We start from the raw sequence: 23,662 nt of genomic DNA on the forward strand, positions 1-23,662 counted from the left end.
TATTTTTAAACGTTTCCTTCCCATTCCTTAAAGAATTGATCTAGATATTGTTCCATAAATTGATGCCTTTTTTCAGCAAGTTCAATTCCATGTTTTGTATTCATTAAGTCCTTGAGCTTTAATAGTTTTTCATAAAAATGATTAATTGCTGTGTTTTTGCCTGTCCGGTACTGTTCCTGGGTCATTTCTTCTCTAGGCTTCACCTCTGGATCATAGATTAAATGTCCTTTGGAACCGGCATATACAAAGGCTCTTGCCACAGAAATAGCACCTATCGCATCCAGCCGATCTGCATCTTGGACAACTTTGCCTTCAAGCGTACGCATAGGCGAATTATGACCGCCGTTATAGGACATATTCCCGATGATCTCGAGTACATGTGATCTATCCTCACCCGATACATGATGTTCTTTAAGCCATGTATCTACCTTAGACATCCCCGCTTCTTTGGAAGGGTTCAGTTTTTCATCCGCAATATCATGTAAGTAAGCAGCAAGTTTGCAGATATAAAGATTTGCTCCTTCAGCGGCCGCGATTTTCTCCGTCGTCTGAACAACGCGGTAAATATGCCAATAGTCGTGTCCCGTACCCTCTCCGCGAAGTTCTTGCTTCACATACGCTTCTGCTGCTTCGAGCAGAGCTTCTTCCTGTTTTGTAAGTATCGGTTGGTTCATATCCTATCTCCTGATCTATATCATTATTTTATTTGACTGAAGACTGCGCTGATATATGCTTGGATATCGCTTGCTGTGCTCTATATTCAGCTATATTAAACGAAGGCCATGCTCTTTCCCTCCCTTTAAGTTCCTCGTAAAGTCCTTTCAGATGATCATTCATTTGGGGATATTTCTCACTGAATTCGATCAAGGTGGGAACGGCATCTACAGAAAGAGAAGTTAAAAATTGTTCGTCCAATGACCCTGTAAGATGATATCTCTCTATATTTTTCGTTGCAATATAAGAATCCATCCCTGCATAGTTCACTATTACGTAAGCGATCAGCCCAAGAATAATATAACATTTCGCCAGCGGTATTCGCTTGTTATGAATCCAAAGCCCCGCAATAATCATGAGTACAGCTAAAAACAACATAAAGACATGAACTAGAAAACGGATGTGGGTAAACCCGTACGCTTCTTCATACATATGGAGTCTGGAGTAAGCGGAATACAAAATAATTAGGGAACAAAGCACTAGTAGGTACGTCATGAAATGATTGATTCGGCGGACTATAGGGCTGCTCTCTGCCGTATGCAAAAGCACCGTCATCAGTATTGTGAAATTAAGCAATGCCACAAGCATCAGTTCAGCAAACCCTTTTCGCGCATAATCCGCATAAGTTATTCCCTCCGGCAGTGCTCCTTCCCAAGCTCCGAATAGATAAGAGAACTGAAGTGAAATAAAAATCATATATACGATATTAATCAGCACAAGGACCGTAGCAGCAATGATTGGATCAAGCAACAGCGTTCTCCGCTCAATATCTAATCTTTGAGAATTGTGCTCATTTTGTGAGTGTACTCGGACGTTAGCAGAGGAAATAAAGTCTTCCTCTGTGTCATCAGGATCATCTTTCTTAGAAAAGGAATTCATAATCTGTTCTTTCTGGGATTCCGGCTTAACAAAACCAGTCACATAACCAAAAAACAGCAACGTAAAGATAAATACCCATGTCAGACGAAAAAAGCCTTCACTGTACGTGATCTGATTAAGCCAGTTCGGAATGGAACCTAAAAAGGCTTCGAATAAACCATCTGCGGATGAAAGTAACGTGATGACTAAAACGAGCAACGGTGCTGAGATGGCCACACCGATAAATATTTTGAGAACCGTTTTTCTAGTACCCTCAGCCATCTTCTCAGAGACGGAAGAAGTGACACACGAAAATGCAGTAGGAAAATGTCTGAAATTTCTGGGTATTACATGAAGCAAAGTGTCGTAAATAATGCCTTTCTGGAACCAGTCTCTTGTCTGATATCCCATCCATATTGTAAGGTGAATCGCAATAAGAATCGGGAGGACAAGTAAATTAAGAAAATGAAAGAAATATTGATCAAAAAGAACATAGGAAAATGACAACATGACAATGACCAAAGAAAGTAATGCATTAAATTTGGTGTATGGGACAAGCCGATCGCCCGCAAACAAGAACATAAACACATAAAAAATAAAAACAAAAATGGGGACTGAAATACCGGGCATGTGTCCATAAAACAAATACTGATGAAGAATTGCTAGTATACAAGCAGCAAACAATGTCACCAGATTCCTTAAGGGAGACTTCCAGATGGGCAATGCAAGATTCATACGTTACAACCTCCGAAGTGAAATTGGTTTATACCATTTATCTTAGGTGATAAAATAAGAAAATAAATAGAAAGATAATGTCTAGAATTTTCGTATTTTATCAACGGAGGTGTAGCGTAGTGAAATTACATTCCCAATTTTTACGATTACATGGTTATTACGGAGCTGAACCTTCGGTACAAATTACACTGGATGAACTTGCACTGACCCTTGAATGCACACATCGAAATGCCCTCAATATTATTCGTAAAATGGAAGCAAACGGCTGGATCGAATGGCGAGCACAAAGAGGTCGGGGTAAACGTTCAGAGTTGTTTTTTCGGGTCGATCCTGAAGAAATTGTGGCGCTTACGATGATAAAAGCGATCGATCGCCATGAAATGAAGAAAGTGATGGATGACATCAAAACGTATACTAACTCTACGCGACTACCTGAACGTTTACAGGGGTGGCTGATGAGTTATTTTGGACCCCATTCCAAGCGGAATGGAGTGGGTGAACAATGGGATATCTTACGTCTCCCCTTACGCCAACAGATTCACGAGCTTGATCCGCTTCGAATCAATCTGCTTGCCGAATCGTTTGTATCAGGACATGTATTTGATGGTTTACTCACCTCAGATCCAGAAACAGGAGCAATTTTGCCCCATCTCGCACATGATTACGAGGTGAGTGATGACCGAAAAGTATGGACCTTTTATTTGAGAAAAGAGGTGAGATTTCATCATGGAAAGACACTTCATGCCGAAGATGTTCTATATACATTTAATAGACTAAAGGGAAGTAATCAACCATTGCTATACCATTTTGTGATTCATTCTATTGCTTCGGTAACTGCGATCTCCAGTCGGTGTGTTGAATTTACTTTGCATCAAGCTAATGAGTATTTCCCGTCTTTTTTATGTACCACACGGGCTGCCATCGTTCCTTTTGATCGGGATCTAGAACAGCAAGACCTGTCTCAAAATTCATCTAAAATATACGGTACTGGTCCATTCCGAATAACCGAGCATAATTCAAGTATGTGTATCCTGGAAGCTTATCCAGACTACTTCAAAACGAGACCGCATCTTGACGTGGTAGAAATCATTCAAGTCCCTTGGCATATACAAGATCAAGACTCAGAATTAGCGGAAACTTCTAATCCCTTATTTCCTGTTCTGCTTTGGGGAAACTCTACTAATTATTCAGGAGCTACACAGGCATTAAGCCAATCCCTTGTACGTAAACTGGTTACTTGTAATACCGAAAAAGACGGGCCTCTTCAGGATCCGAAAATTCGAAAAGAAGTGTTGTCGAGTATAAGTTTGTCTGATATAGAACACGCGCCAGAACCCTTACATAAGTCTAGGGATAATCATGAGGACACCGGCGTCCCCCTTATACTTGCAACGATTCCTCAGTACCGAAAAGATGCAGCTATCATTGCTTATCAGCTTGAAAATAACGGATATAACTGCAATGTCAAGATTGTACCTGTCGAATTGTTTAAAGGACCTGTTCGTATGGAAGCTGATCTGATTCTCTTTTCGCTTCTGCTCGATCAGGACGAATCACTCCGTAGACATGATCTTTATTTGACAATATCTTCCCATGTAGGACAGGATCTACAAAAGACAATTCTTACGAAGTTACAAGAAATCGAACGTACAAAGAATCCAAGTAACCGTTACACCAAATTAATTGAACTGGAACTTATGCTTACGGAAGAAAGTATGCTTCATGTCCTATATGATAAACCATTTGAAACCGCAGTGCTGCCTGGAGTCCGAGGAATAAAGCTTGGAAGTCAGGGATGGATTGATCTACGACATATCTGGTTTTCTAATCGGGAGAACGTAAGGACATAATGAATGGGAACCCTATTTATTCGTTGCTATAAAGGATTCCACCTGGTCTTACTATGTAAGTCAGGTAATCAAACTACTTAACGGAGATATAAATATCGACTTGGCCATTCATTGGATCGACTGAACGTAGATCATACAACTCAAAGTCAGACTGAAATGCCCGCTCGTTATATTTAGACCATTCCCATATCTCCTGCCAAGTTTCAACTACAACTTCTTGTACCGGACCTATACGCGTTGTAAACACTACATATTTAGACTCAGGAACTATCCATTCTTCTAATTCGGCAGGAACAGCTTGTCCTTCTACAATCTCCGTTCCAAGCGCAATCGTATAGGCACCGGTCTCATCTGATCCATATTTCGTATATAAAGCAATGATTGACGAATTTATTTTGTTTGGTATACGTTCTAGTACATTATTTTCATAAAAATTAGACCAAAGTGAAGGAATTACCCCTTCTCCCTTCAATTCAGCTTGATTACTGGTCACCGCTGCCATACCCGAAAAACGAAATTCACGATGACGTATGACCTCATTCTTACTTAGTAGACTAGACATAAATATTTGCGCCTCCTAGATTACGGTCTGATAGGAAATTTATAGTTCAAAAAATCCACTTCCTCATTATAGAACAAATGTTCCCATAATACAAACATCAAATTTCAGTTCTTCATGTCTTACCACAGCGCTGAAGATAACCCGATATTGATATCATTCAATACAAGGTCACTCGTTTTATTTTCCGAATAATCTTCGATATTCAGTTGGAGTCATGCCTTCATGTTCAAGAAACCGACGGTTAAAATAGCTGGCGCTTGGATACCCCGTTTCAGAAGCGATCTGACCGATTGTTCTTTCTGTATGTTCCAGTAATGCTTGCTTCGCCATTTGAATACGGCACTGCGTAATAAAGTCCATCGGCGTCATTTGCATCGTTTTTTTAAATAATTTGCAAAAATAATGGACGCTGACCCCTGCTTCTTCCGCCCAATGTTCCAAAATAAATGGACTAGCTGCTTCTTTTTGAATTCTAGGCAACAGTTTCGTAATTCGGTCCGTAGAACGTCCGGTTCTGCTCTTCGTATGTGCTTCTGCTTGATGGACGAACTCTGTAATCACGGCATAGGTGAGTGTAGATAGAATGGTCGGGTTCAGCATTTTATAATTTTCCGCTTCGGTAAGAAGATCCAGATGTGCTTTTTTCCACCCTTCCGGCTGACGCAGCGTCCAGATCCGGTGATCCTGAAACCCTCGTCCAAGCATGTAATCAGTTAAACTGCTACTTCCATAAAAATGGATCCATCTGATATCCCATGGTTCACTCGTACTGCTGTAATACCTCTGTTCTTGTAAAGGAAAATACAAAAAGGCATCACCTTCTTCCAGTTCGTATACAACCCCCTCCATCTCCACATAACCTTTACCAGCCGCTACAAAATGAATATTAAAATTGTTAAGGGCCCCTTTTTCGCGGGTTACCGAATGTTTTGGGGTATTACTAAACAGGCCGACGGACTCAGGGTAACAAAAAAAACGCTGATCTGTTATTGTAACTAAGTGACTTTGACGTTCCATCGCTGATCTCCCTTATAAAGACAATATTGTGTTAATAAACTGCAAAATATTATCATTTTAAATTTGATTAGTCAATACAATGACAATATCATGATAATAATATATCAGAAGGTAGGTAAAAACATGAGTCAAACGTTACGTTGGGGTATTCTTGGAACAGCCAGTATTGCGAAAAGGTCTGTTATTCCAGGCATTCGCGGGTCAAGTCGAAATGAAGTTGTCGCCATAGCAAGCCGTAATCAGGAAAAAGCAGATGAGGCTGCAAAAGAGCTACATATCGAAAACGCTTTTGGAAGTTATGAAGCATTGCTAGCTAGCGATGCTATAGATGCAGTATATATCCCGCTGCCGAACCATCTTCATCTCGAATGGACCTTACGCGCGGCAGAAGCTGGTAAACATATTTTATGTGAAAAGCCGATTGCGCTAAATTCAGCGGAAGCTGAGAAAATGGTCGAGGCATGTCAGAAAGCTGGAGTTCATCTTGCGGAAGCCTTCATGTATCGGCATCACCCTAGGTATCAAATGATTCAAGATACGATTCAATCTGGAGAAATCGGAGAACTGCGCGGAATTCATGCGAACTTCACTTTTAATAGTGCCGCTAACACAGATAATATTCGCTATCATAAAGATTGGGGCGGCGGTTCCCTCTACGATGTAGGCTGTTATCCGATCAGCGTAGCAAGACTTCTCATCGGGCAAGAACCGGAAGCGGTTACCGCACAAGCATTGTTCTCAGAGAAGCATGGCGGAGTAGACATGATGACCTCGGGTTTTGTTGAATTCCCGAATTCCATCTCTCTCATCTTTGACTGCGGAATGTGGGCTGCTTTCCGGAATGAGATGGAAGTGCTCGGCACAGACGGCGTACTTAAAGTCCCTTCTGCTTTTGCGAGTGATCCAGACACAGATTCATCCTTCTCTATCACAGGAAAACTCGGTAATCGAGTGGTAGAAGTACCCCGCGTGAATCATTATTCCTTAATGGCTGATGATTTTGCCGCTGTCGTGCTGGATGGGAGCAAGCCTAAGTTCGATCCACAAGATGCTGTTTTTAACATGAAAGTGCTAGAATCTGCCCTGCGCTCAGCCGAGCAACGGAAACGAATCGAACTTTAGGGAGGAACAGTCCATGGAAAAAATAACGATTGAAGGCTCTCACAAGCCTGTCTCTCGTCTCATTAAAGGAACGGATTATTTCCGTCATGACAACTACGATCAGGTCGTAACCAACTTGAATGCTTTTCTTGCGATTGGTGGTAATACCATTGATACAGCTCATATTTATTGTGGAGGACAGAGTGAAGAAGTCATCGGCCGGTATCTGAAAGAAATGAATAATCGTGACGAGATCGTTATTTTTACCAAAGGTGCTCATCCGGATCATACGGGAGCAAAAGTTCATAAAGCGGCAATAGATCATGACCTGTCTGTAAGTCTAGAACGGCTTGGGACAGATCATGTTGAACTATACGGCCTTCACCGGGATGATCCATCTGTTCCCGTTGAGCATATTATTGAAGCGCTCAATGAACATATTCAGGCGGGACGGATTGGGGCTGCTGGTGCGTCAAATTGGACCTGGGAACGGATTCAGGAAGCGAATCACTATGCGAAGACAAACGGGCTGCAAGGATTCACCTTCAGCAGTCCTAATCTTAGTCTAGCCAAAGCCAAAGAACCTTTTTGGGCCGGCTGTGTTTCCGTTGACGAAGCGACAAGCAGGTTCCATGAACAAACCCAGATTCCTGTCCTCTCCTGGTCTTCCCAAGCACGCGGATTTTTCACTGGCCGGTATACCCCTGAAATAACAGACAACGAAGATTTGGTGCGTGTATTCTACAATGACGATAACTGGGAACGACTTCGCAGGGCCGATGAGCTGGCTAAGAAAAAAGGAGTCACTACCATCCAGATTGCTCTTGCCTATGTATTGAATCAGCCTTATCCAACCTGTGCCCTGATCGGTGCTCAGAACCCAGCAGAACTCGCGTCCTGTCAAAAAGGTGCGGAGATACAGCTTACACGAGATGAAGTAGACTGGCTTGATCTTTCCGCCAGCTCTATTCCTCAATAAACTCGTAATCCATTGCATTTCATGGCCGAGTACACTAAACTGAACAGTAATTTTATGAAACAGACATTTTTCTACGAATTGCAGCAATCGTTAAAGGAGAGCTTTCGATGAAGACAGAAAAAGAAAAGATGCTCGCAGGGGAACTGTACTTGGCATGGGACGCTGAATTAACACAAGATCGTGAGCAGGCAAGACGCCTTACAAGAATCTATAATCAATCAACAGAAAACGATCCGGAACATCGAGCTGAAATGATGAAAAAACTGCTTGGAACCGTTGGTGAACATTTCTATATTGAACCTACATTTCGCTGTGACTACGGATATAACATCCATGTAGGTGATCATTTCTATGCGAATTTCGACTGTGTTATTCTTGATGTATGCGAAGTAAACATAGGGAAATATTGTTTGCTCGGACCAGGAGTTCATATTTACACAGCAACGCATCCGCTTGATCCGATTTCCAGATGTGACCGGGCTGAGGAATATGGCGCACCCGTCACTATTGGAGATAAAGTATGGATTGGGGGACGTGCTGTCATTAATCCAGGCGTTACGATTGGTAACAATGTAGTGGTAGCCTCGGGTTCAGTTGTAACCAAGGATGTACCGGATAACGTCGTAGTTGGCGGGAATCCGGCCCGAATTTTGAAAAAAATTGAGGTAAGTGGAAACGTGATCTAGCATCTGTATTTCACTTGAATTTAATAAAACGACCAAAAGACCCTTTAATCCATTGAAGGGTCTTCTTTCATCTTACCTAAATAACTAGGGATTACTTCTTCTCTTCGTTGCAGAATTCGAACAATACGTGCCCGGTTATATCGTAAGGACAGAATGCAAGGTACATTGGCTGCTAATGCATACACCACCATCCCCCATGCTACCATCGGCATATTCCATAAAAAGAACAACGGTACTGGCAAAATGGAGACATAATGACACCACTCTCCTCTATAGGCCTCTCTTTGGTATATGTGAAGATAAGCAGTATCACTTCTCTGGATCCGATGCTTCTTGAAATCCTGTCCTATCCATATCGCTCCATCGGGCAATTTATTTTTCCATCGTCTAATATGCAGAATACGATCATAAAATGAAAGTTCTTTGCTAGAAGCTGTATAATGCAGCCCATCAAACCACCGATCCGGTAAAACAGTGAACAAATAAGAAATACTGAAATGAAGGATAAACCACGCCGCAATATTAGCCACTATAGTAATCGGTCCTGACCACTCCCATACTTGCACCTGCCTGCCCCTTTCAAATATGATTCATTTACCTTGTTTACGCTACATCGCTACTTATTAAGACACTAGAGCTCAATTTCACGGTCTTTCCATTTCACTTTTTTCTTCACAAACGTCATTAAGATCGATCGAGTAAACAAGACAAGGAAGAATAACAGCGGCAACGGATAGATACTCCAGACCCACCAGCGGAAATTCCCTACTCTTCTGAGTAACACTGCTATTTCTAAAGCAAAGATAACATAGATGACCGAACCAAATAGAAAGTCCTCATTAGAAAAGCTATCTATCAAAAGAAAGAAGGACGAAATCATGCCCATGATCCAAAGGATTACTAGTAGAAGACGACGAAACCGAGTGGCAGCAGCACCCGATGCCATACTTTTACTCCACCCTCGCCATAAGGAGTTCCATCCTGCAGGATACATTCGAAAATGTAAGACCGATATCCCAATATAATTTCGTACTTGATATCCTAAGCTTGCAAAACATTTCCCAAGTGTATGATGGTCGAGTATTTCCCCTTTTACGAGTTCGTGGCCTCCACTTTCTTTATATGCATCACTACTACAGACAATACAAGGACCAAAAGCTCCTGTTCCATCCCTCCCACTGCCGATTGAGGCGGGGATAATGACATTGAAAAATGCGGACCACTGTTCATAAGGACGCTTCATCTGATGATAAGGCTGAACAGACAAGAGCCCCTCTGTATAACGAGAAAGTAAGATCTCTATTCCATGTGGACTTAAATTGATATCCGCATCCAGAAATATAAAAATATCACCTTTCGCCACCTCAGCCCCTTTTGCACAGGCATGATTTTTACCAAGCCAGCCCTGTGGCAGTTCACCTGGGTCCACTACCGTTGCTCCAAAAGAGCCCGCTATTTCTGCTGTTCGATCTACAGAGCCGTCATCAACAACGATAACTTCAGTAGGCAAAATGGTTTGTTCCTGTATTGAACGGAGTAACGAAGTAAGATTCTCCTCCTCATTCCGAGCCGGAATAATAATACTAACAGAAGAGAGCTGTGCGACTTTTCTCTTCTCTCCCCTATCACTCTGATTATGTTTTGTTTGCTGAATCAAAGGTTTCATCCCACTTAACATGATAAGGCCGGAAATCCATCCTGCAATAATCCATACATAGGTCACTTATAAGACCTCTTTTCTTTGGATGAGTTGTGAACCTAGTTTAATCTCTTAAAAAAACGGAAAAGATGGAACTTGAAATCAAATACTAGCAACATTATGAACCTGAGCTGATGTCATTTATACAATTAACATGCATTTACAGCCTTGTGCATTAATAATAATGAACCAGTTACATGGTGATATAGAAAGGGTGCAATCCTTATGAGTAAAAAAGTAGTGGTCATTGGTGGCGGTCTTGGCGGTCTATCCTGTGCCATGCGTCTAGCAGCAGACGGATATGATGTAGAGGTTCTTGAGAAGAATGAACGAGCCGGCGGAAAACTAAATATCCGTTCTGGAAAAGGCTATTCCTTTGACACCGGGCCCTCCATTCTAACCATGCCTTGGGTTCTTGAACAACTGTTCCATAGTACAGGAAGAAAACTAGTTGAATATATGACGCTCGTTCGCGTGGAACCACAATGGAGAACTTTTTTTGAAGATGGCGTCTCTATAGATGTCACAAGTGATCTCCCGCAAATGATGTCTAATATCGAGGATGTTTCTGAAGAAGATGCAAAAGGTTTTTTGAAATATTTACAGTACTGCCAGAAGCTTTATGATCTCAATAAAAGCAGCATTTACAGCAAGAGTTTATCTGGACTTGATGAGCTTCGCGCCATGCATACGGTAAAAGAACTGCTCGCCATGGACCCGCTTCGCACCATGTCCCAGAGTACGTCAAAATACGTAAAAGACAAACATTTGCGTCAATTATTTAATTTTTTCATTATGTATATCGGCTCCTCTCCCTATCACGCGCCTGCCGTACTTTCACAGCTTGTGTATGTACAGCTCGGACTCGGAATCTATTATGTTGAGGGCGGAATGTATAATATCGCTAGAGGAATGCTGCGCGTTCTCGAAGAACAAGGAGTTCCCGTAAGAACGAATGCAAAAGTCGCCCGTATTAATACAAAAGGTCAGACGGCAACAGGTGTAACACTCGAAGATGGTACCGTCATTGATGCGGATCTCGTTGTATCCAACCTAGAGGCTATCCCTACTTATTACTCCCTACTGAAAGATCAGAATGGAGCGATCAGTACAGCGAAGAAATTAAACAAGTATGCACCAACCGTTTCCGGGCTCGTGTTACTCCTTGGTGTGAACAAAACGTATGAGCAGTTACTGCATCACAATTTCTTCTTCTCAAATAATCCAGAGAAAGAATTCCATGATATGTTTAACAAAGGAATTCCGACGGATGACCCAACCGTATATATTGGTGTTTCCAGTAAATCGGATGCCTCTCAGGCTCCGTCAGGCAAGGAAAACTTATTTGTATTAACTCATGTACCGCCGCTTAAATCCGGTAAGAGTTGGCAGGCTTATAAAGAGGAGTACCGTGAATTAGTGCTGAATAAACTGGAACGAATGGGACTTACGGGTATACGTGATCATATTGAATATGAGTACACTTTTATTCCAGATGATCTTCAAAATTTATATGGGGCAAACGGCGGTTCGATCTATGGTGTAGCCACAGACCGCAAAATGAACGGCGGATTTAAAATACCAAGTCAAAGTGAGCTAATGAATAACCTTTACTTTGTTGGGGGTTCCACACATCCAGGAGGCGGAGTACCTATGGTTACCCTCTCTGGGCAGCTGACTGCCGATCTAATCAAAGAGAAGGAAAACACCAAGAAAGCTGTTAAACCCCTCAAAGTGAAAAAGTCAGTATAACCACATCCCTATCCGATATTAAAGTGCATGGTTCTATGAAAAATAGGATCATGTGCTTTTTTTGTATGTCTAAGAAAAGTTCCTGAATTTTAAAAAATGGGGATGAGCGGAGCATTCTTTGTTCAATCTGCATATGGTGTGAGATAAATATACCTGAAGCGGAGGCCACTCAATGAATAAGGATCCTATTTTAAAATCACCGAACCTTAATCTCAGCGCGGATTCAAACAAGACAGTCAACTACAAGCGAGATGCAAATAATTATATTACACAAGTTTTTGAAGAACAGCTGCCAGCGATCAAGACTGGTTTTTTCAATGTCCATATGAATAAAGGTTTTATTGTACAGCCCCACTGGCATACCAATGTAAATGAACTCGTCTTTGTGATCAGCGGTGAGGTTGTAACTTCCGTATTTGACCCTTTTACCCAGAAACTCAAATCCTATCGGATAAAGCCAGGCCAAGTATCCATGTTGCCGCTCGGCTGGTTCCACTGGATTGTAGCTATGAAAGAGGACACTCATTTTCTTACTATCTTTGATGAAGCAACGCCGGATATTGTATATGGCTCAGACTTCCTTCGTTTTACTCCCAAAGAAATTATGAGTCTTGCTTATTGTGTTGATGAAGAAAAATATGCGGCTGCCGTAGCACCTATACAGGAATCTATCATTTTAGGGCCGCCGCTAGGATGTAAGAAACGAAATGACTCTACAGATCCATCATCTGAAAACCGGGCTCCATTGTATCCACCGCAACCCTCGCATCCTTATTCTCTTCCGCAAAGTCCGATCCCGTCTCCTCAAGGATATTCTTCAGACGGCTATGGCTGGAATCAGGCCCACCCTTTTAATTACTACTATCCACAGGAAAATTACCGTCCTCATAAAACGTACTAATTTGGGGAATCCCACCGCTTTGATGTATTATTTATTAGGGCGGAGGAGTTCCGTACATAGCAGAGATATACCATTAAGAGATGATAATGAAGATGAAACAAAATAAATAGGATGATCCATCTTGCGCCTAAAAAAGATGCCGCCTGCAAAATACAGACAGCATCTCCTCAAGTTACATAGCTTTTCTTGTAATGCCCTATACAAAGGGTTGAGTTTAGAGTTTAGAATTCAAAATCAGTCTTTTTTCATTCTTCGACAAATTACAAAATGCGGGTCATCATCCGGTTGTTGATCCGCTCTCTGTAGATTTGAAGGTGTAACCGTTGATAGGTCTTGTGAGACCTAGATTGTCACGCAACGTGTTGCCTTCGTACTGCGTACGGAACAAGTCTCGTCGCTGCAGCTCGGGTACGACCAGATCAACAAAGTCCTCAAGTCCACCTGGTAAATATGGCGGCATGATATTAAAACCGTCCGCTGCTCCGTTCTCAAACCACTCTTGCAGCTGATCCGCAATGGACTCTGGCGTCCCGAGAATTTCACGATGTCCGCGTGCCCCCGCGATATGTTGATACAACTTCCGAATACTCAGACCCTCACGGTCCGCTAAACTTTTCAGCAATTGGAACCGACTTTTGCCACCGTTTATTTGTGCAAGCTCAGGCAGCTCAGGCAGCGGACCATCTACCGGGTATGGACTTAGATCGAAACTAATAAGCGCAGATAATAGTGCAACACCTGCCTCCACAGGAATAAGTTCCTCAAAACGCGCTTTTTTCTCCTGTGCTTCTTCTTCTGTTCTTCCAATGATAGGGAATACACCCGGCATTATTTTAAGATCAGATGGTCTTCTACCGTACCTAGCTAGGCGTCCTTTCACATCACTATAAAAAGTCTGTGCCTCTTCTAACGTCTGCCAGGCTGTGAAAATGACTTCGGCTGTACGTGCAGCAAGTTCCTTACCAGGTTCTGAAGCTCCCGCTTGGATGATGACAGGATGTCCTTGAGGGGGACGCGCCACATTTAGCGGTCCCTGAACAGAGAACCATTTGCCCTCATGATCCGTCCTATGAATCTTTGTCCGATCCGCAAACTTTGCCTCTTCCTTATTTGCAACCAGGGCATCATCCTCCCAGCTATCCCATAGCTGCTTGACCACATCAACGAATTCCTCAGCACGTTCGTATCGCAGTTCATGTAGAAGGTGTTTCTCACGACTGAAATTGCGAGCCTCCGCCTCTGTATTAGAGGTAACCACGTTCCATGCCGATCGTCCGCCGCTGATATAATCCAGTGAAGCAAATTTACGGGCAACATGAAAGGGTTCATTGTACGTAGTTGAGACCGTGGCTGCCAGACCGATGTTCTCCGTATCTGCAGCGAGGGCAGATAACAGCGTCAGCGGCTCGAGCCGCACCTGAACCGTTTGCTCTAACGCAAGCGGGAATCGCTCATGCACTGCATATCCATCTGCGAGGAAAACCATATCAAATTTGCCTCGCTCCGCTGTTTTTGCCACTTGTCTGTAAAATCCATAATCGAGTACTCCTCTAGCGTTACTATCTTCATATCTCCATGATGCCACATGATGCCCGGGAATCATCATAAATGCGCCCAGGTGCATTTTGTCTGTACGTGCCATATATACTTCCTCCTCTTAATACAAACTGAAAATAGAATTAATTTGTCTTCCAACCAGAGAAACGTCTTTCAAGTAGCACAAGCCCTTGATTAATGGCAAGCCCAAGTGCGGAGATCGTTAGAATGCCGGCATACATCTCAGGAATTTGAAAATTGTACTGAGTGTAATTAATCAAATAACCAAGCCCTGCTTTGGCACCCACCATTTCAGCTGCAATGAGTACGAGAATCGAGGAAGCCCCTGCAAGCCGAATACCGGTAAAGATCGAAGGTAATGAAGCTGGCAAGATAACTTTGATGAATAACTTGAAGGGGGCGAGTCCAAGTGAACGAGCTGATTTAACAAGTAACGGATCGACATTCCGCACCCCATTTACGGTGTTTAGAAGAATAGGCCAGGTGCATGCAAATAACACAATTGAAATCTTCGATGTTTCTCCAATTCCAAGGATCAGAATAAAGACAGGTAACAAAGCAAGCGCCGCTGTATTTCGGAACAGCTCTAACACTGGGCTTAAAATGACGGCAACCGGCTTGTAATAACCAATCACGAGTCCAAGAGGAATAGAAAATAGGATAGCTAACAATAGCCCGCTGACACTGCGTATGATGCTCGCCTGGAAGTTCTCAAGTAGCGCACCCGATAGAGCGAGTTCCCACCACGCCGTAAGGACTTTGGATAATGGCGGTAAGAAGGTCGAGTCTACTAGAGAAAGTCTTGGGGCGATCTCCCATACAAAAGCGAGCGCTACGATGGCAGCAGAACCTCTGATGCCGCTAAATACAGCCGTCTTCACTCGAGTCGAAGTATCTTGGAGCTTGGGTTTCCTACTCCTTACCTCTATCCCCAATGTACCTGTCTCGGTACCTGTAACTATTTCCATAGGTGCAGCAGGATTCGCTGCACGCACAACAATCGATTTGTTCATGCTCATACAACGGCAACTCCTTTCGTATTTTTGTTTTATTGTAAGTTGACTGCTACTTAACTTTTGCCTTATCGTTCTTTACTAAAGTTCCATTGCTACGGTCAAAAGCTTGTGATCGCTGTACTTCTTCTCTAAGCTCGCTCCAAATCTCATGCCGGAGCTTGCCAAATTCGGCCCCTGAACGTATGTCCTCTTCCTCAGTACGAGAACCGAGTGGAATATCAATAACTCGCTTGATTGTTCCAGGTCTAGCTGTCATCACCGCCACTCGTTGCCCCAGATATACTGCTTCTTCAATGCCGTGCGTAATAAAAATAATGGTCTTGCCTGTCTGTTCCCATATCCGCAGCAATTCGTCTTGTAACGATTCCCTGGTCTGAGCATCCAGAGCTGCAAAAGGTTCATCCATTAGTAGCACCTCGGGATCAAAGGCAAGACTACGGGCAATGGCTACTCGCTGCTTCATCCCACCAGAAAGTTCATGTGGATAACGATTTTCAAATCCGGACAAGCCAACTAGGGATAGATAATGACGTGCTCGTTCCTTCCTTTCCTTCGCACGAATTCCTTTGGCTTCGAGTCCAAACTCAATATTAGCCTCTGCGGTGCGCCATGGAAATAATGCGTACTGCTGAAACACAATACCTCGGTCCAGTCCAGGACCTGTTATCGGCTTTCCATCCAGTAGAATCTGACCCGAAGTAGGCTTAGACAATCCAGCAAGCAAATCAAGCAAGGTAGACTTTCCGCAACCACTTGGACCTACGATTGCCATAAATTCCCCTGGACGTACCGCTAAATTAATGTGGTCTACCGCAGTGAATTCCGAGACTCCCTTACCTTCTCGAATGGAGAAACGTTTAGTTACATCCTCAAAGGTAATCTTGGAATTCTCATTTGTTATTACGTTGTTAGATGAAGTATATTGATTGTTTCTACTCATCGCTGCGATGCTCCTTTCTTTATGGCTGTCATTTTATTTTTTATCCTCGTCCTTAAAAGGATTGAACTCGTTCGTGTACAAATCTTCCATTTTTACGTTTCCAGCCTTATCATCGCCACTGCTCTCTAGCCATTTTCTCCAGATTTCAAACTCCTCTTCACGGATCGTACCTCCCTTACCGGCGATACCCGTTGATTTCCAGTACTGCAAATTGGACCCGTCCTCCTGGCGGTCGCGTTTGTTAATGATATCTTTATACCGTTTGATGACAGCCTCTCTCGGCTGAGTTCGAGCCCATTCAATGGCTTTCGCCGTTGCTTCCACAAATTTGCTTACAGTGTTCGGATTTTCTTTAATAAACCGATTCGTAAAGACAATTGTCCCAGCGCTTTGGGCTCCGAACAACTCGTAATCGCTGAACAGCTGACGAACATCGCCCCGATCTAAGGCTCGGTCTCTTAAAATTCCGCCCAAGACAGCCACATCAATCTGATTAGCACGCAGTGATTGTTCCATATTTACTGGAGGCAGGGCGACAAGCGTCACCTCTTTGATTTCTTCCTCCGTCAATCCTCCCCTAAGTAAATATTCTTTCAGTACAAATTCCGCATGTGCACCAAGTGTATTCATTCCGACTTTCTTGCCGATTAGGTCTTTAGCGCTTTTGATTGGACTTCCTTCCAGTACGTAATAACCGTTGAAGGTTACCTCATCCATGCCGTAATAGCTAATTACCGACTTAATCGGTGCACCTGCAGAGATGAGTTTAATTATTGCTCCATTAAAAGCTCCACCAAAATCGGATTGCCCTGTAGCTGCTGTTTGGATATCCTGCGGTCCACTTGTCGTATTGCCAATCCATTTAAGCTTAATAGGAGCCAAATATCCGAGATCTTCTGCAAGCTCGGGATAAGTCACAGCTCCCGTTGAGCCTTGATAACGCAGCTCCAGTGTTTCGATTCCCCCCCCTTTATCAGAGGATGCAGAAGCAGCTTTACTATCATTACTACAACCTGTTGCCAGCAGTGCTGTCGATATTACCGCAATGAGGACATGAAACGTCCGGTCTCTCATTCGCCTTCTCTTTTGTGTCGTTCGAACGGTTGAATACCCTCTGTTCTCTAACTGACCCATCTCCTCGCCTCCCTTGTTATTCTATCTTTTAGAGTTTGATCCTAAGGTTTTGTCTACCGGATACAACAAAAAAAGACGCAAGCGGCAGAAGATATCTCTTTCTGCTGCAGTGCGTCTCCGGTAAATCCGGTCAACCTTATAATCCCCATAAACTTACTGTGATTTGTGATTTGAATCATAACAGAGTCTTCTTATTTCGTCAACAAGTTGTTTCCTTTTTATTTTTTATTAACTTGGCGGATTGTTATTCCTTTGATTTCTGTCTATAGGTAGCAATTAGAGCCATTCCGGGAACGATCCAAATCGAGACGACCGTACTTGCTATAGCCAGTAAAACTCCGTAAATTCCTGTCTGAACACTGAGACCAAAGGCTGTGGATAACAGAAAAGCTGGAAAACTATACAATGTACGAACCGCCAGAAAAGCCGCTGACTGATGTTGGTCTTCCGTATATGGTAGTACTTTCAGATAATCTGAATTTGTAAAAACGTGCCATCTCGTAAATAACCAATATGCAATCATAAATAGAATAAGTACAAACATAATACATTTGATGTATATAGGAGAAAGCCAGATTGCCGGTATTCCAATGAGCGAAATCTGCATGTACAAAAGCAGAGTTTCTTTCTTTCTTAAAAAAGCCTTGATTCCGGCATTAGCTAGTCTTTTCTCCGGTTGCCCCTTATATAATCGCTGTGATTTGGTGAACAGCCACGTTTTACTGGTGCTTTTTGTAGGTTTCTCCGTAGCTTGCGACAACAATTTCTCCGTAAGTCCCATCTTGGTTGTATTATCTTCTTCGACATCTCTAATAAAGGTCCCCGTCATACGGATCCTCCTTCGTACTAGCCATACAAGTAGGATGGTCAGCAGAATAATAAGAGGTATTCCAGCTACGGATAATATAAAGGCTTGGTTTAGTGTAGATATAATTATTAGTAAAATCGCCGCTACATCAGGGAGCAGTGAGAGAAACTTTCCTTTCCATCCACGATTGCTTGCACTAACGATTCTTTCAGCTAAACCACTTACACATGACAATACTGCGATGTAAATAAAAAATATGATCCAATCCTCAAGAAAATATTCGAAATTCCTTACCATAAAAGGAAGGACGAATACGGACAATAAACATCCTTTACCTATGTTCATAAAAGAACTTACGAGTACACCACGAAACATAATTTTCTTCATCCACGTCTGTTGCTGCCTGAGAAACAATACATCAGCATCTTCTAAAAAGAGCAACAATTTACCAGAGAACAAGAACCAGATCAAGATAGCAAACAAAGAAAGGGGAACCCATTCTGACCAAACGGGAAGTGGGTCTGTCCAGAAGTCAATATAAATACCTCCTCCAATCAACAAACCGGGTATGAGGATATATAGCATCACGATCCAGTCTACAACTGTGGCGAGTGCCTTTCTTTGCTGTTCGATATAGGTACGAAACCTACGCCAAAATATCATTTTCGGTGTTATCTGCAGCATGACATCATTTTCCTTCCTCTTCCGGTTCATGCTAAAAGAGTGAAACAGTCAAATAGTGAAGCATTCGGCTGCCTGGCAGCCAACCTTATATCTTCTAGGGTACCTCTGGACGCAATCTTTCCCTTTGACATCAGTATAAAAGAATCACATATCCGCTCTGCGGTATCCAGCACATGGGTACACATGAGAATGCCTGCACCCCGTTTTCTTTCCATATCAAGCAGCTCAAGAAAATCCCTAGTAGCCCTGGGATCAAGCCCGATAAAAGGTTCATCTACGATATACACATCAGGTCTCGATAAGAATCCAATCATCAACATCATCTTCTGTTTCATCCCTTTGGAAAAACCTCCAGGTAGTTTGTCTCTTACTGCTATCATGTCGAACTGTTCTAGCAGCAAATTAGCCTGTATCTCAAAGTGCTGATCTTCCATACCAAAAGCAGCAGCGGCAAGATCTAAATGTTCCCAAAGTGTTAAATCTTCATAGTAAACTGGACTTTCGGGTACATAAGCATATCTCGGCGGATCACCTGAGATCGTTACACTCGCTTTACATTCTTTGAGTAAGCCTAGAATGGCTTTAATGGTTGTACTTTTTCCAGCCCCATTAGGGCCAATAAGTCCGAGCAGTTCTCCTGGCATAACTTCAAATTCAATATCCTGAATGGTAGCTGATCCCTTTTCGTATCCCGCTTCCTCAATATGTACTTTCAGAACAGCCTCTTGCTGAGCTGAATAGGTTGGCATAGACATCATTGCTCCTTTAACGGATTGACTTATTAAAAAATAGTACGGATGAGCTGGCATATCGTTGCATCAAATGATCAAACAAGTCTGCCGAATACCTATCGATGATTAAATCAGAGATATCTTATAAAAGCATTAAAAAAGGGATGACTGCCAGCAGTGGCAATCATCCCTTAAAACACAATCAAAAATTATAATTAGTTAAGATGTACACGAAGGACGGTTTCAGACATGGCTGTTACGGAACCTGCATTGTCCAAAGGCTCTACACTCTTAATTGCATCTACTCCGTCAGGAATCAGAACAGGCGTAATCACAGGGTAACCTGCTGCTTCGATTGCTTTGATATCAAACTCAATCAGAAGTTGACCAGCTTTTACTTCATCACCTGTGCTTACATGAGCTTTAAATCCCTCTCCTTTGAGAGATACGGTATTAACACCAATATGAATGAGAACTTGCGCTCCTGAAGCGTGCTCTAAAATAACAGCATGTTTACTTTTTTCGATTAAATGAGCAACTTTACCGTCAAAAGGAGCTACCACTTTTCCTTCAGTTGGTTCAATTGCAATTCCCTCTCCCATTGCTTTTTGCGCAAATGCCGGATCCGGAACCTGTTCTAAAGGAACGACCTTACCTGTCAAAGGTGCAATCACTTCAAGTAATTCGATTTTTGCCTGTGTCTTGCCTTTTAACCATTTAAACATACAATCTCCTCCAGTGTATCTATCCAAGTCTATTTATATTGTGCAGTTACTATTATATACTACTGCGGATTTTCTTGCATTTATGTCGAATCGTAGTGTCACGCACCTTCCAATATCGATACAGAATTCTATTTTTCCACTGGTTCATACTTTATTTCGTCCGCTTGATATTTATGATCTTTGTATTGATATGTCACGATGAGCTCCCCCGCAGGAGATGTATTTGTATAGTTTGCACTTGCCCGCAAAATAAGCTTTCCGTCAGTTACCATATATCTCTCCCATGCACCAAAACCAAGACCGTCATTTAAGCTCATTTCGCTCGCATAGGGATCTTTAATCACTTGAGTGACGGGCTCTTTACTCCCTTTTATCTGAAGACTTATCTGTATTTGATTCTTATCTGCCTTAATCGTAGATTTTTCAATATTTTCTTCCACTATCTTTTTAAGCGAATCGATCTTTTCCTCTTTCTTCGTCACTGGATTCCATACTTTAGCTTCTTGATTGAATAGTCCTGTACCATACCCTAGCGTGTTCACGACAACAATTTCTTTGTGGCCGTCTCCATTAATATCTTCCGTAATCAATTTAGGTTTATAGTTCCATCCCCACATTCCATTCCAGTCGGGAAAGGAATACGTTTGTCCTGAGATTTTCAGCTTCATCCCTTCGATAGAATTATATTTCCCTATTTTCATGGGAAGCAGCGTAATATCTGGCTCTCCTTCAGGATGCATTTTATAGTAATTCACTGTATTGAATGTTGCCGCAACATTGTCCTCGGATAAGGTTACTTTTGCTCCGGACATCTCTGCCAATAAGGTGGCTGGAACAAACATATTGCCATTTCGTAGTTCAGCTGTCGTTTTAAGTCGAACCGGATTAGAGCTAGTCTCGACAATTTTTTCTCCAGCAGTAATTATATATTTTTTCCCTTTTGATTTGACCTCAGCTCTTTTATGAACGTTATTCCAGGTTAGCTCCACTTTCGCTAATTCATGGATCATTCTTAAAGGAAGAATATACACGTCATTCTGGATGGCCGCTTTAGATGCATATGAAGAACTTTTATCATCTACGGAAACTTCTTTAAGCATTTCTCTAGCATCTGCTGAAGATGCTGTAGCATAAGAGCCAGCAACAACAGAGAAGATGAATAAACCAGATACAATATGATTCCAATATTTTTTCATAAGAAGAACCCTTCTTTCTAATCCCATTGTATTCTTTCTATACATTAAACACTTATGAAGACAAATAGTTGGAATACACCCATCTTTTTTAAGGTATGTTCATCATTTTGTAACCAAATTCATACTACACATGGGAAAAATTTAAATATAATAGGAGCTTGGGTGGAGTGTGTTCTTACTGTTAGAATGGAGGATAATCTTGATGGAACTTGCTCAACTTTCCTATTTTATTAAAGTCGCCGAATTGGAACATGTGACTCGTGCAGCTGAAGAATTACATATGGCACAACCCGCATTAACCAAAGCAATTCGACAGCTGGAAAAAGAATTGAATACCCCTTTGTTTGATCGACTGGGAAAATATATACGTCTGAATGAGAATGGAAGAATCTTTTTGAAGTATGCGACAGAAGCTTTACAGCTACTGGAGGAAGGTAAAAAACAGTTGCAAGATACAACCGATGGCAAGAAAGGTTCTGTTCAGCTGGCAATAGACGTACATACTCAAGATGTACCTGAACTTATTATGAAGTTTAAGGAGAACTTTCCGGATTTTAACGTAGCGATTGTGCCCTATGTGGAGGGAAGCTATCATCATGACCTGTGTTTGACTAGTATGCCGATCATACCGCAGACCATGGAAAGAGTTTGTTTATACAATGAGGAACTCCTTCTAGCCCTGCCGGATTCTCACCCGCTTGCCAGCTTAGAAACGATTCATCTGCAGGCTGTTAGGCATGAATCCTTCATTATGGCTCCTGCTTCTAGCAGTCTGCGAGTCATTACAGACCGTTGTTTTGCAATGGCTGGCATACAGCCGTCTATCGCACTAGAGAGTGAAGATCCGATCCTTGTAGAGCGTATGGTTGCAGCAGGACAGTTACTTGCAATCGTCCCTTCCAAATCATGGACATCGTCTGCTTACTCGGGTATCGTGCTGCGCCGTATTATGAATGCCGGCAGTTCAAGAACGGTATCGCTGTGCTGGATGAAAGGACATTATTTATCTTGTGCTGCGGAGAGATTTAAAGAACTAGCGATACAGTATTATAAAGAAAAACCCTCAGTTTCGGTCTAAGACCGGGACTGAGGGTTTTGTTTTACGTTTTTGAGATCCCAAGTAGAACTGCAGAAATAATGATAAGTATAATTCCGATGGAAATAAAAACGAGTTGTCGTTTCGTTTTATGTTCTTTTAGTATAAATATTCCGCCTAGTGTAGCAACCACTACACTCATTTGAGAAAGGGTAAAACTTGTGGCTACCCCGACCTTATCTTGCGAGATAAACAAGAACATATTCCCCGCTGCCCAGATTAAACCTGGTAAAATATTTTTAAGTGCATAGGTATTAAATGGTTTGTGTTTTGCCGTAAGGACTAAACCACCAATAGCCATCCCGATCCCCTGCGGAAGAAGTACACTCCAACCATCTATTCCAAATAAACGAACGATAACAACGTAGACAAGATAACCAAAGGTAGATACAAGTAATGTGAGAATACCTTTTTTCAAGTTTCCTTTTTCGTCGTCTTTTTCGTTCTTGCCTTTTATGGATGTGAAAATTACTCCGGTAACAATAAGTACGAGTGCAATAATTCCTAATGTGACGGATTTCCCTGAATCCCATTCCTTAAAGATAAATGCCCCAAATAACGTTGTCGCCACCAGCTGCATACCGGTAGATATAGGTAATGTTTTGGAGACACCTATGACATCAATCGTTTTCAGCTGTCCACCTTGTCCGAGAACCCAGAAGAACCCAGATATAAGACCAATGATCATTGTCTTCATATCCAGATGAACCGGATCATATATGTATAATCCTATTGAAAACAGCAAAGCACCTAACGTCGTTCCAAGCGTTTGGGTGTAGGGTCCTCCCCCAATTTTGACATTAACCAGAACAAGACTCCCCCAGAAAATAGCGGGTAAGAGTGCGTAAAAAATATCCATGCTTCAATCCTTCTCTCTCTATAAATATCGAAGACATGTCATTACAATCCATAAAAATATAT

Annotated in this window: 22 protein-coding genes; 7 read left to right on the plus strand and 15 right to left on the minus strand. The window is 42.3% G+C overall.

The annotated features are described in order from the left end of the window. Positions 1-5 precede the first annotated feature (5 nt). Complete coding sequence (locus tag ACWPWY_RS09820) at positions 6-674, minus strand: HD domain-containing protein (protein ID WP_454191528.1); 669 nt, start codon at positions 672-674, stop codon at positions 6-8. Between the two features lie 28 nt (positions 675-702). Beyond that, on the minus strand, positions 703-2,307 hold the full coding sequence (locus ACWPWY_RS09825; RefSeq protein WP_454191529.1) for a DUF4153 domain-containing protein: 1,605 nt from the start codon (positions 2,305-2,307) through the stop codon (positions 703-705). A 119-nt stretch (positions 2,308-2,426) separates the two neighbouring features. On the opposite strand from ACWPWY_RS09825, the gene ACWPWY_RS09830 reads away from it, so the two are divergent. Beyond that, entirely contained in the window at positions 2,427-4,157 is a 1,731-nt protein-coding gene (locus ACWPWY_RS09830) for an ABC transporter substrate-binding protein (protein ID WP_454191530.1), read from the plus strand. A gap of 73 nt (positions 4,158-4,230) precedes the next feature. Here the strand turns inward: ACWPWY_RS09830 and ACWPWY_RS09835 are convergent, their stop codons facing one another. Together ACWPWY_RS09835 and ACWPWY_RS09840 are read right to left on the minus strand one after the other, a co-directional pair. Continuing rightward, entirely contained in the window at positions 4,231-4,719 is a 489-nt protein-coding gene (locus ACWPWY_RS09835) for a GyrI-like domain-containing protein (protein ID WP_454191531.1), read from the minus strand. 177 nt (positions 4,720-4,896) lie between these two features. Then, complete coding sequence (locus ACWPWY_RS09840; RefSeq protein WP_454191532.1) at positions 4,897-5,736, minus strand: AraC family transcriptional regulator; 840 nt, start codon at positions 5,734-5,736, stop codon at positions 4,897-4,899. A 123-nt stretch (positions 5,737-5,859) separates the two neighbouring features. Between ACWPWY_RS09840 and ACWPWY_RS09845 the strand changes: the two genes are divergently transcribed. From ACWPWY_RS09845 to ACWPWY_RS09855, 3 genes are all read left to right on the plus strand, one after another. Continuing rightward, positions 5,860-6,858, plus strand: a complete 999-nt coding sequence (locus ACWPWY_RS09845) for a Gfo/Idh/MocA family protein (RefSeq protein WP_454191533.1) — start codon at positions 5,860-5,862, stop codon at positions 6,856-6,858. A gap of 13 nt (positions 6,859-6,871) precedes the next feature. Next, complete coding sequence (locus tag ACWPWY_RS09850; RefSeq protein WP_454191534.1) at positions 6,872-7,816, plus strand: aldo/keto reductase; 945 nt, start codon at positions 6,872-6,874, stop codon at positions 7,814-7,816. Between the two features lie 107 nt (positions 7,817-7,923). Continuing rightward, entirely contained in the window at positions 7,924-8,502 is a 579-nt protein-coding gene (locus ACWPWY_RS09855) for a sugar O-acetyltransferase (protein ID WP_454191535.1), read from the plus strand. Positions 8,503-8,546: 44 nt separating this feature from the next. Here the strand turns inward: ACWPWY_RS09855 and ACWPWY_RS09860 are convergent, their stop codons facing one another. Together ACWPWY_RS09860 and ACWPWY_RS09865 are read right to left on the minus strand one after the other, a co-directional pair. After that, a complete protein-coding gene (locus ACWPWY_RS09860) occupies positions 8,547-9,068 on the minus strand; it encodes a glycosyl-4,4'-diaponeurosporenoate acyltransferase CrtO family protein (RefSeq protein WP_454191536.1) in 522 nt (173 codons plus the stop codon). A gap of 65 nt (positions 9,069-9,133) precedes the next feature. Further along, the gene (locus ACWPWY_RS09865) at positions 9,134-10,225 is read right to left on the minus strand and encodes a glycosyltransferase (RefSeq protein WP_454191537.1); all 1,092 of its coding nucleotides are present in this window, start codon (positions 10,223-10,225) and stop codon (positions 9,134-9,136) included. A 201-nt stretch (positions 10,226-10,426) separates the two neighbouring features. On the opposite strand from ACWPWY_RS09865, the gene ACWPWY_RS09870 reads away from it, so the two are divergent. Continuing rightward, positions 10,427-11,953 (plus strand): phytoene desaturase family protein, encoded by a 1,527-nt coding sequence (locus ACWPWY_RS09870; RefSeq protein WP_454191538.1) that lies wholly within the window; start codon positions 10,427-10,429, stop codon positions 11,951-11,953. 172 nt (positions 11,954-12,125) lie between these two features. Beyond that, positions 12,126-12,854, plus strand: coding sequence for a cupin domain-containing protein (locus tag ACWPWY_RS09875; RefSeq protein ID WP_454191539.1), 729 nt, complete (start codon positions 12,126-12,128; stop codon positions 12,852-12,854). Positions 12,855-13,131: 277 nt separating this feature from the next. Here the strand turns inward: ACWPWY_RS09875 and ACWPWY_RS09880 are convergent, their stop codons facing one another. From ACWPWY_RS09880 to ACWPWY_RS09915, 8 genes are all read right to left on the minus strand, one after another. Next, positions 13,132-14,496: an LLM class flavin-dependent oxidoreductase gene (locus ACWPWY_RS09880; RefSeq protein ID WP_454191540.1), complete on the minus strand. Its 1,365-nt coding sequence runs from the start codon at positions 14,494-14,496 to the stop codon at positions 13,132-13,134. Positions 14,497-14,533: 37 nt separating this feature from the next. Next, a complete protein-coding gene (locus tag ACWPWY_RS09885) occupies positions 14,534-15,430 on the minus strand; it encodes an ABC transporter permease (protein ID WP_454191541.1) in 897 nt (298 codons plus the stop codon). Between the two features lie 46 nt (positions 15,431-15,476). Next, complete coding sequence (locus tag ACWPWY_RS09890) at positions 15,477-16,367, minus strand: ABC transporter ATP-binding protein (protein WP_454191542.1); 891 nt, start codon at positions 16,365-16,367, stop codon at positions 15,477-15,479. Positions 16,368-16,400: 33 nt separating this feature from the next. Beyond that, positions 16,401-17,441 (minus strand): ABC transporter substrate-binding protein, encoded by a 1,041-nt coding sequence (locus ACWPWY_RS09895; protein ID WP_454192843.1) that lies wholly within the window; start codon positions 17,439-17,441, stop codon positions 16,401-16,403. A 304-nt stretch (positions 17,442-17,745) separates the two neighbouring features. After that, positions 17,746-18,993, minus strand: coding sequence for an ABC transporter permease (locus ACWPWY_RS09900; RefSeq protein WP_454191543.1), 1,248 nt, complete (start codon positions 18,991-18,993; stop codon positions 17,746-17,748). A 26-nt stretch (positions 18,994-19,019) separates the two neighbouring features. Continuing rightward, positions 19,020-19,742 carry an ABC transporter ATP-binding protein gene (locus ACWPWY_RS09905; RefSeq protein WP_454191544.1) on the minus strand — a complete coding sequence of 241 codons (723 nt, stop codon included), beginning with the start codon at positions 19,740-19,742 and terminating at the stop codon, positions 19,020-19,022. A gap of 197 nt (positions 19,743-19,939) precedes the next feature. Next, positions 19,940-20,449, minus strand: coding sequence for a PTS sugar transporter subunit IIA (locus tag ACWPWY_RS09910; protein WP_454191545.1), 510 nt, complete (start codon positions 20,447-20,449; stop codon positions 19,940-19,942). A gap of 128 nt (positions 20,450-20,577) precedes the next feature. Continuing rightward, complete coding sequence (locus tag ACWPWY_RS09915; protein WP_454191546.1) at positions 20,578-21,645, minus strand: stalk domain-containing protein; 1,068 nt, start codon at positions 21,643-21,645, stop codon at positions 20,578-20,580. A 202-nt stretch (positions 21,646-21,847) separates the two neighbouring features. Here ACWPWY_RS09915 and ACWPWY_RS09920 point away from each other — a divergent pair, with 202 nt between their 5' ends. Then, positions 21,848-22,723, plus strand: a complete 876-nt coding sequence (locus ACWPWY_RS09920) for a LysR family transcriptional regulator (RefSeq protein ID WP_454191547.1) — start codon at positions 21,848-21,850, stop codon at positions 22,721-22,723. Between the two features lie 22 nt (positions 22,724-22,745). Here the strand turns inward: ACWPWY_RS09920 and ACWPWY_RS09925 are convergent, their stop codons facing one another. Next, positions 22,746-23,600, minus strand: a complete 855-nt coding sequence (locus ACWPWY_RS09925; protein WP_454191548.1) for a RhaT/GlcU family sugar-proton symporter — start codon at positions 23,598-23,600, stop codon at positions 22,746-22,748. Positions 23,601-23,662 lie beyond the last annotated feature (62 nt).

It is taken from the genome of Paenibacillus sp. Marseille-Q7038, assembly GCF_965111595.1.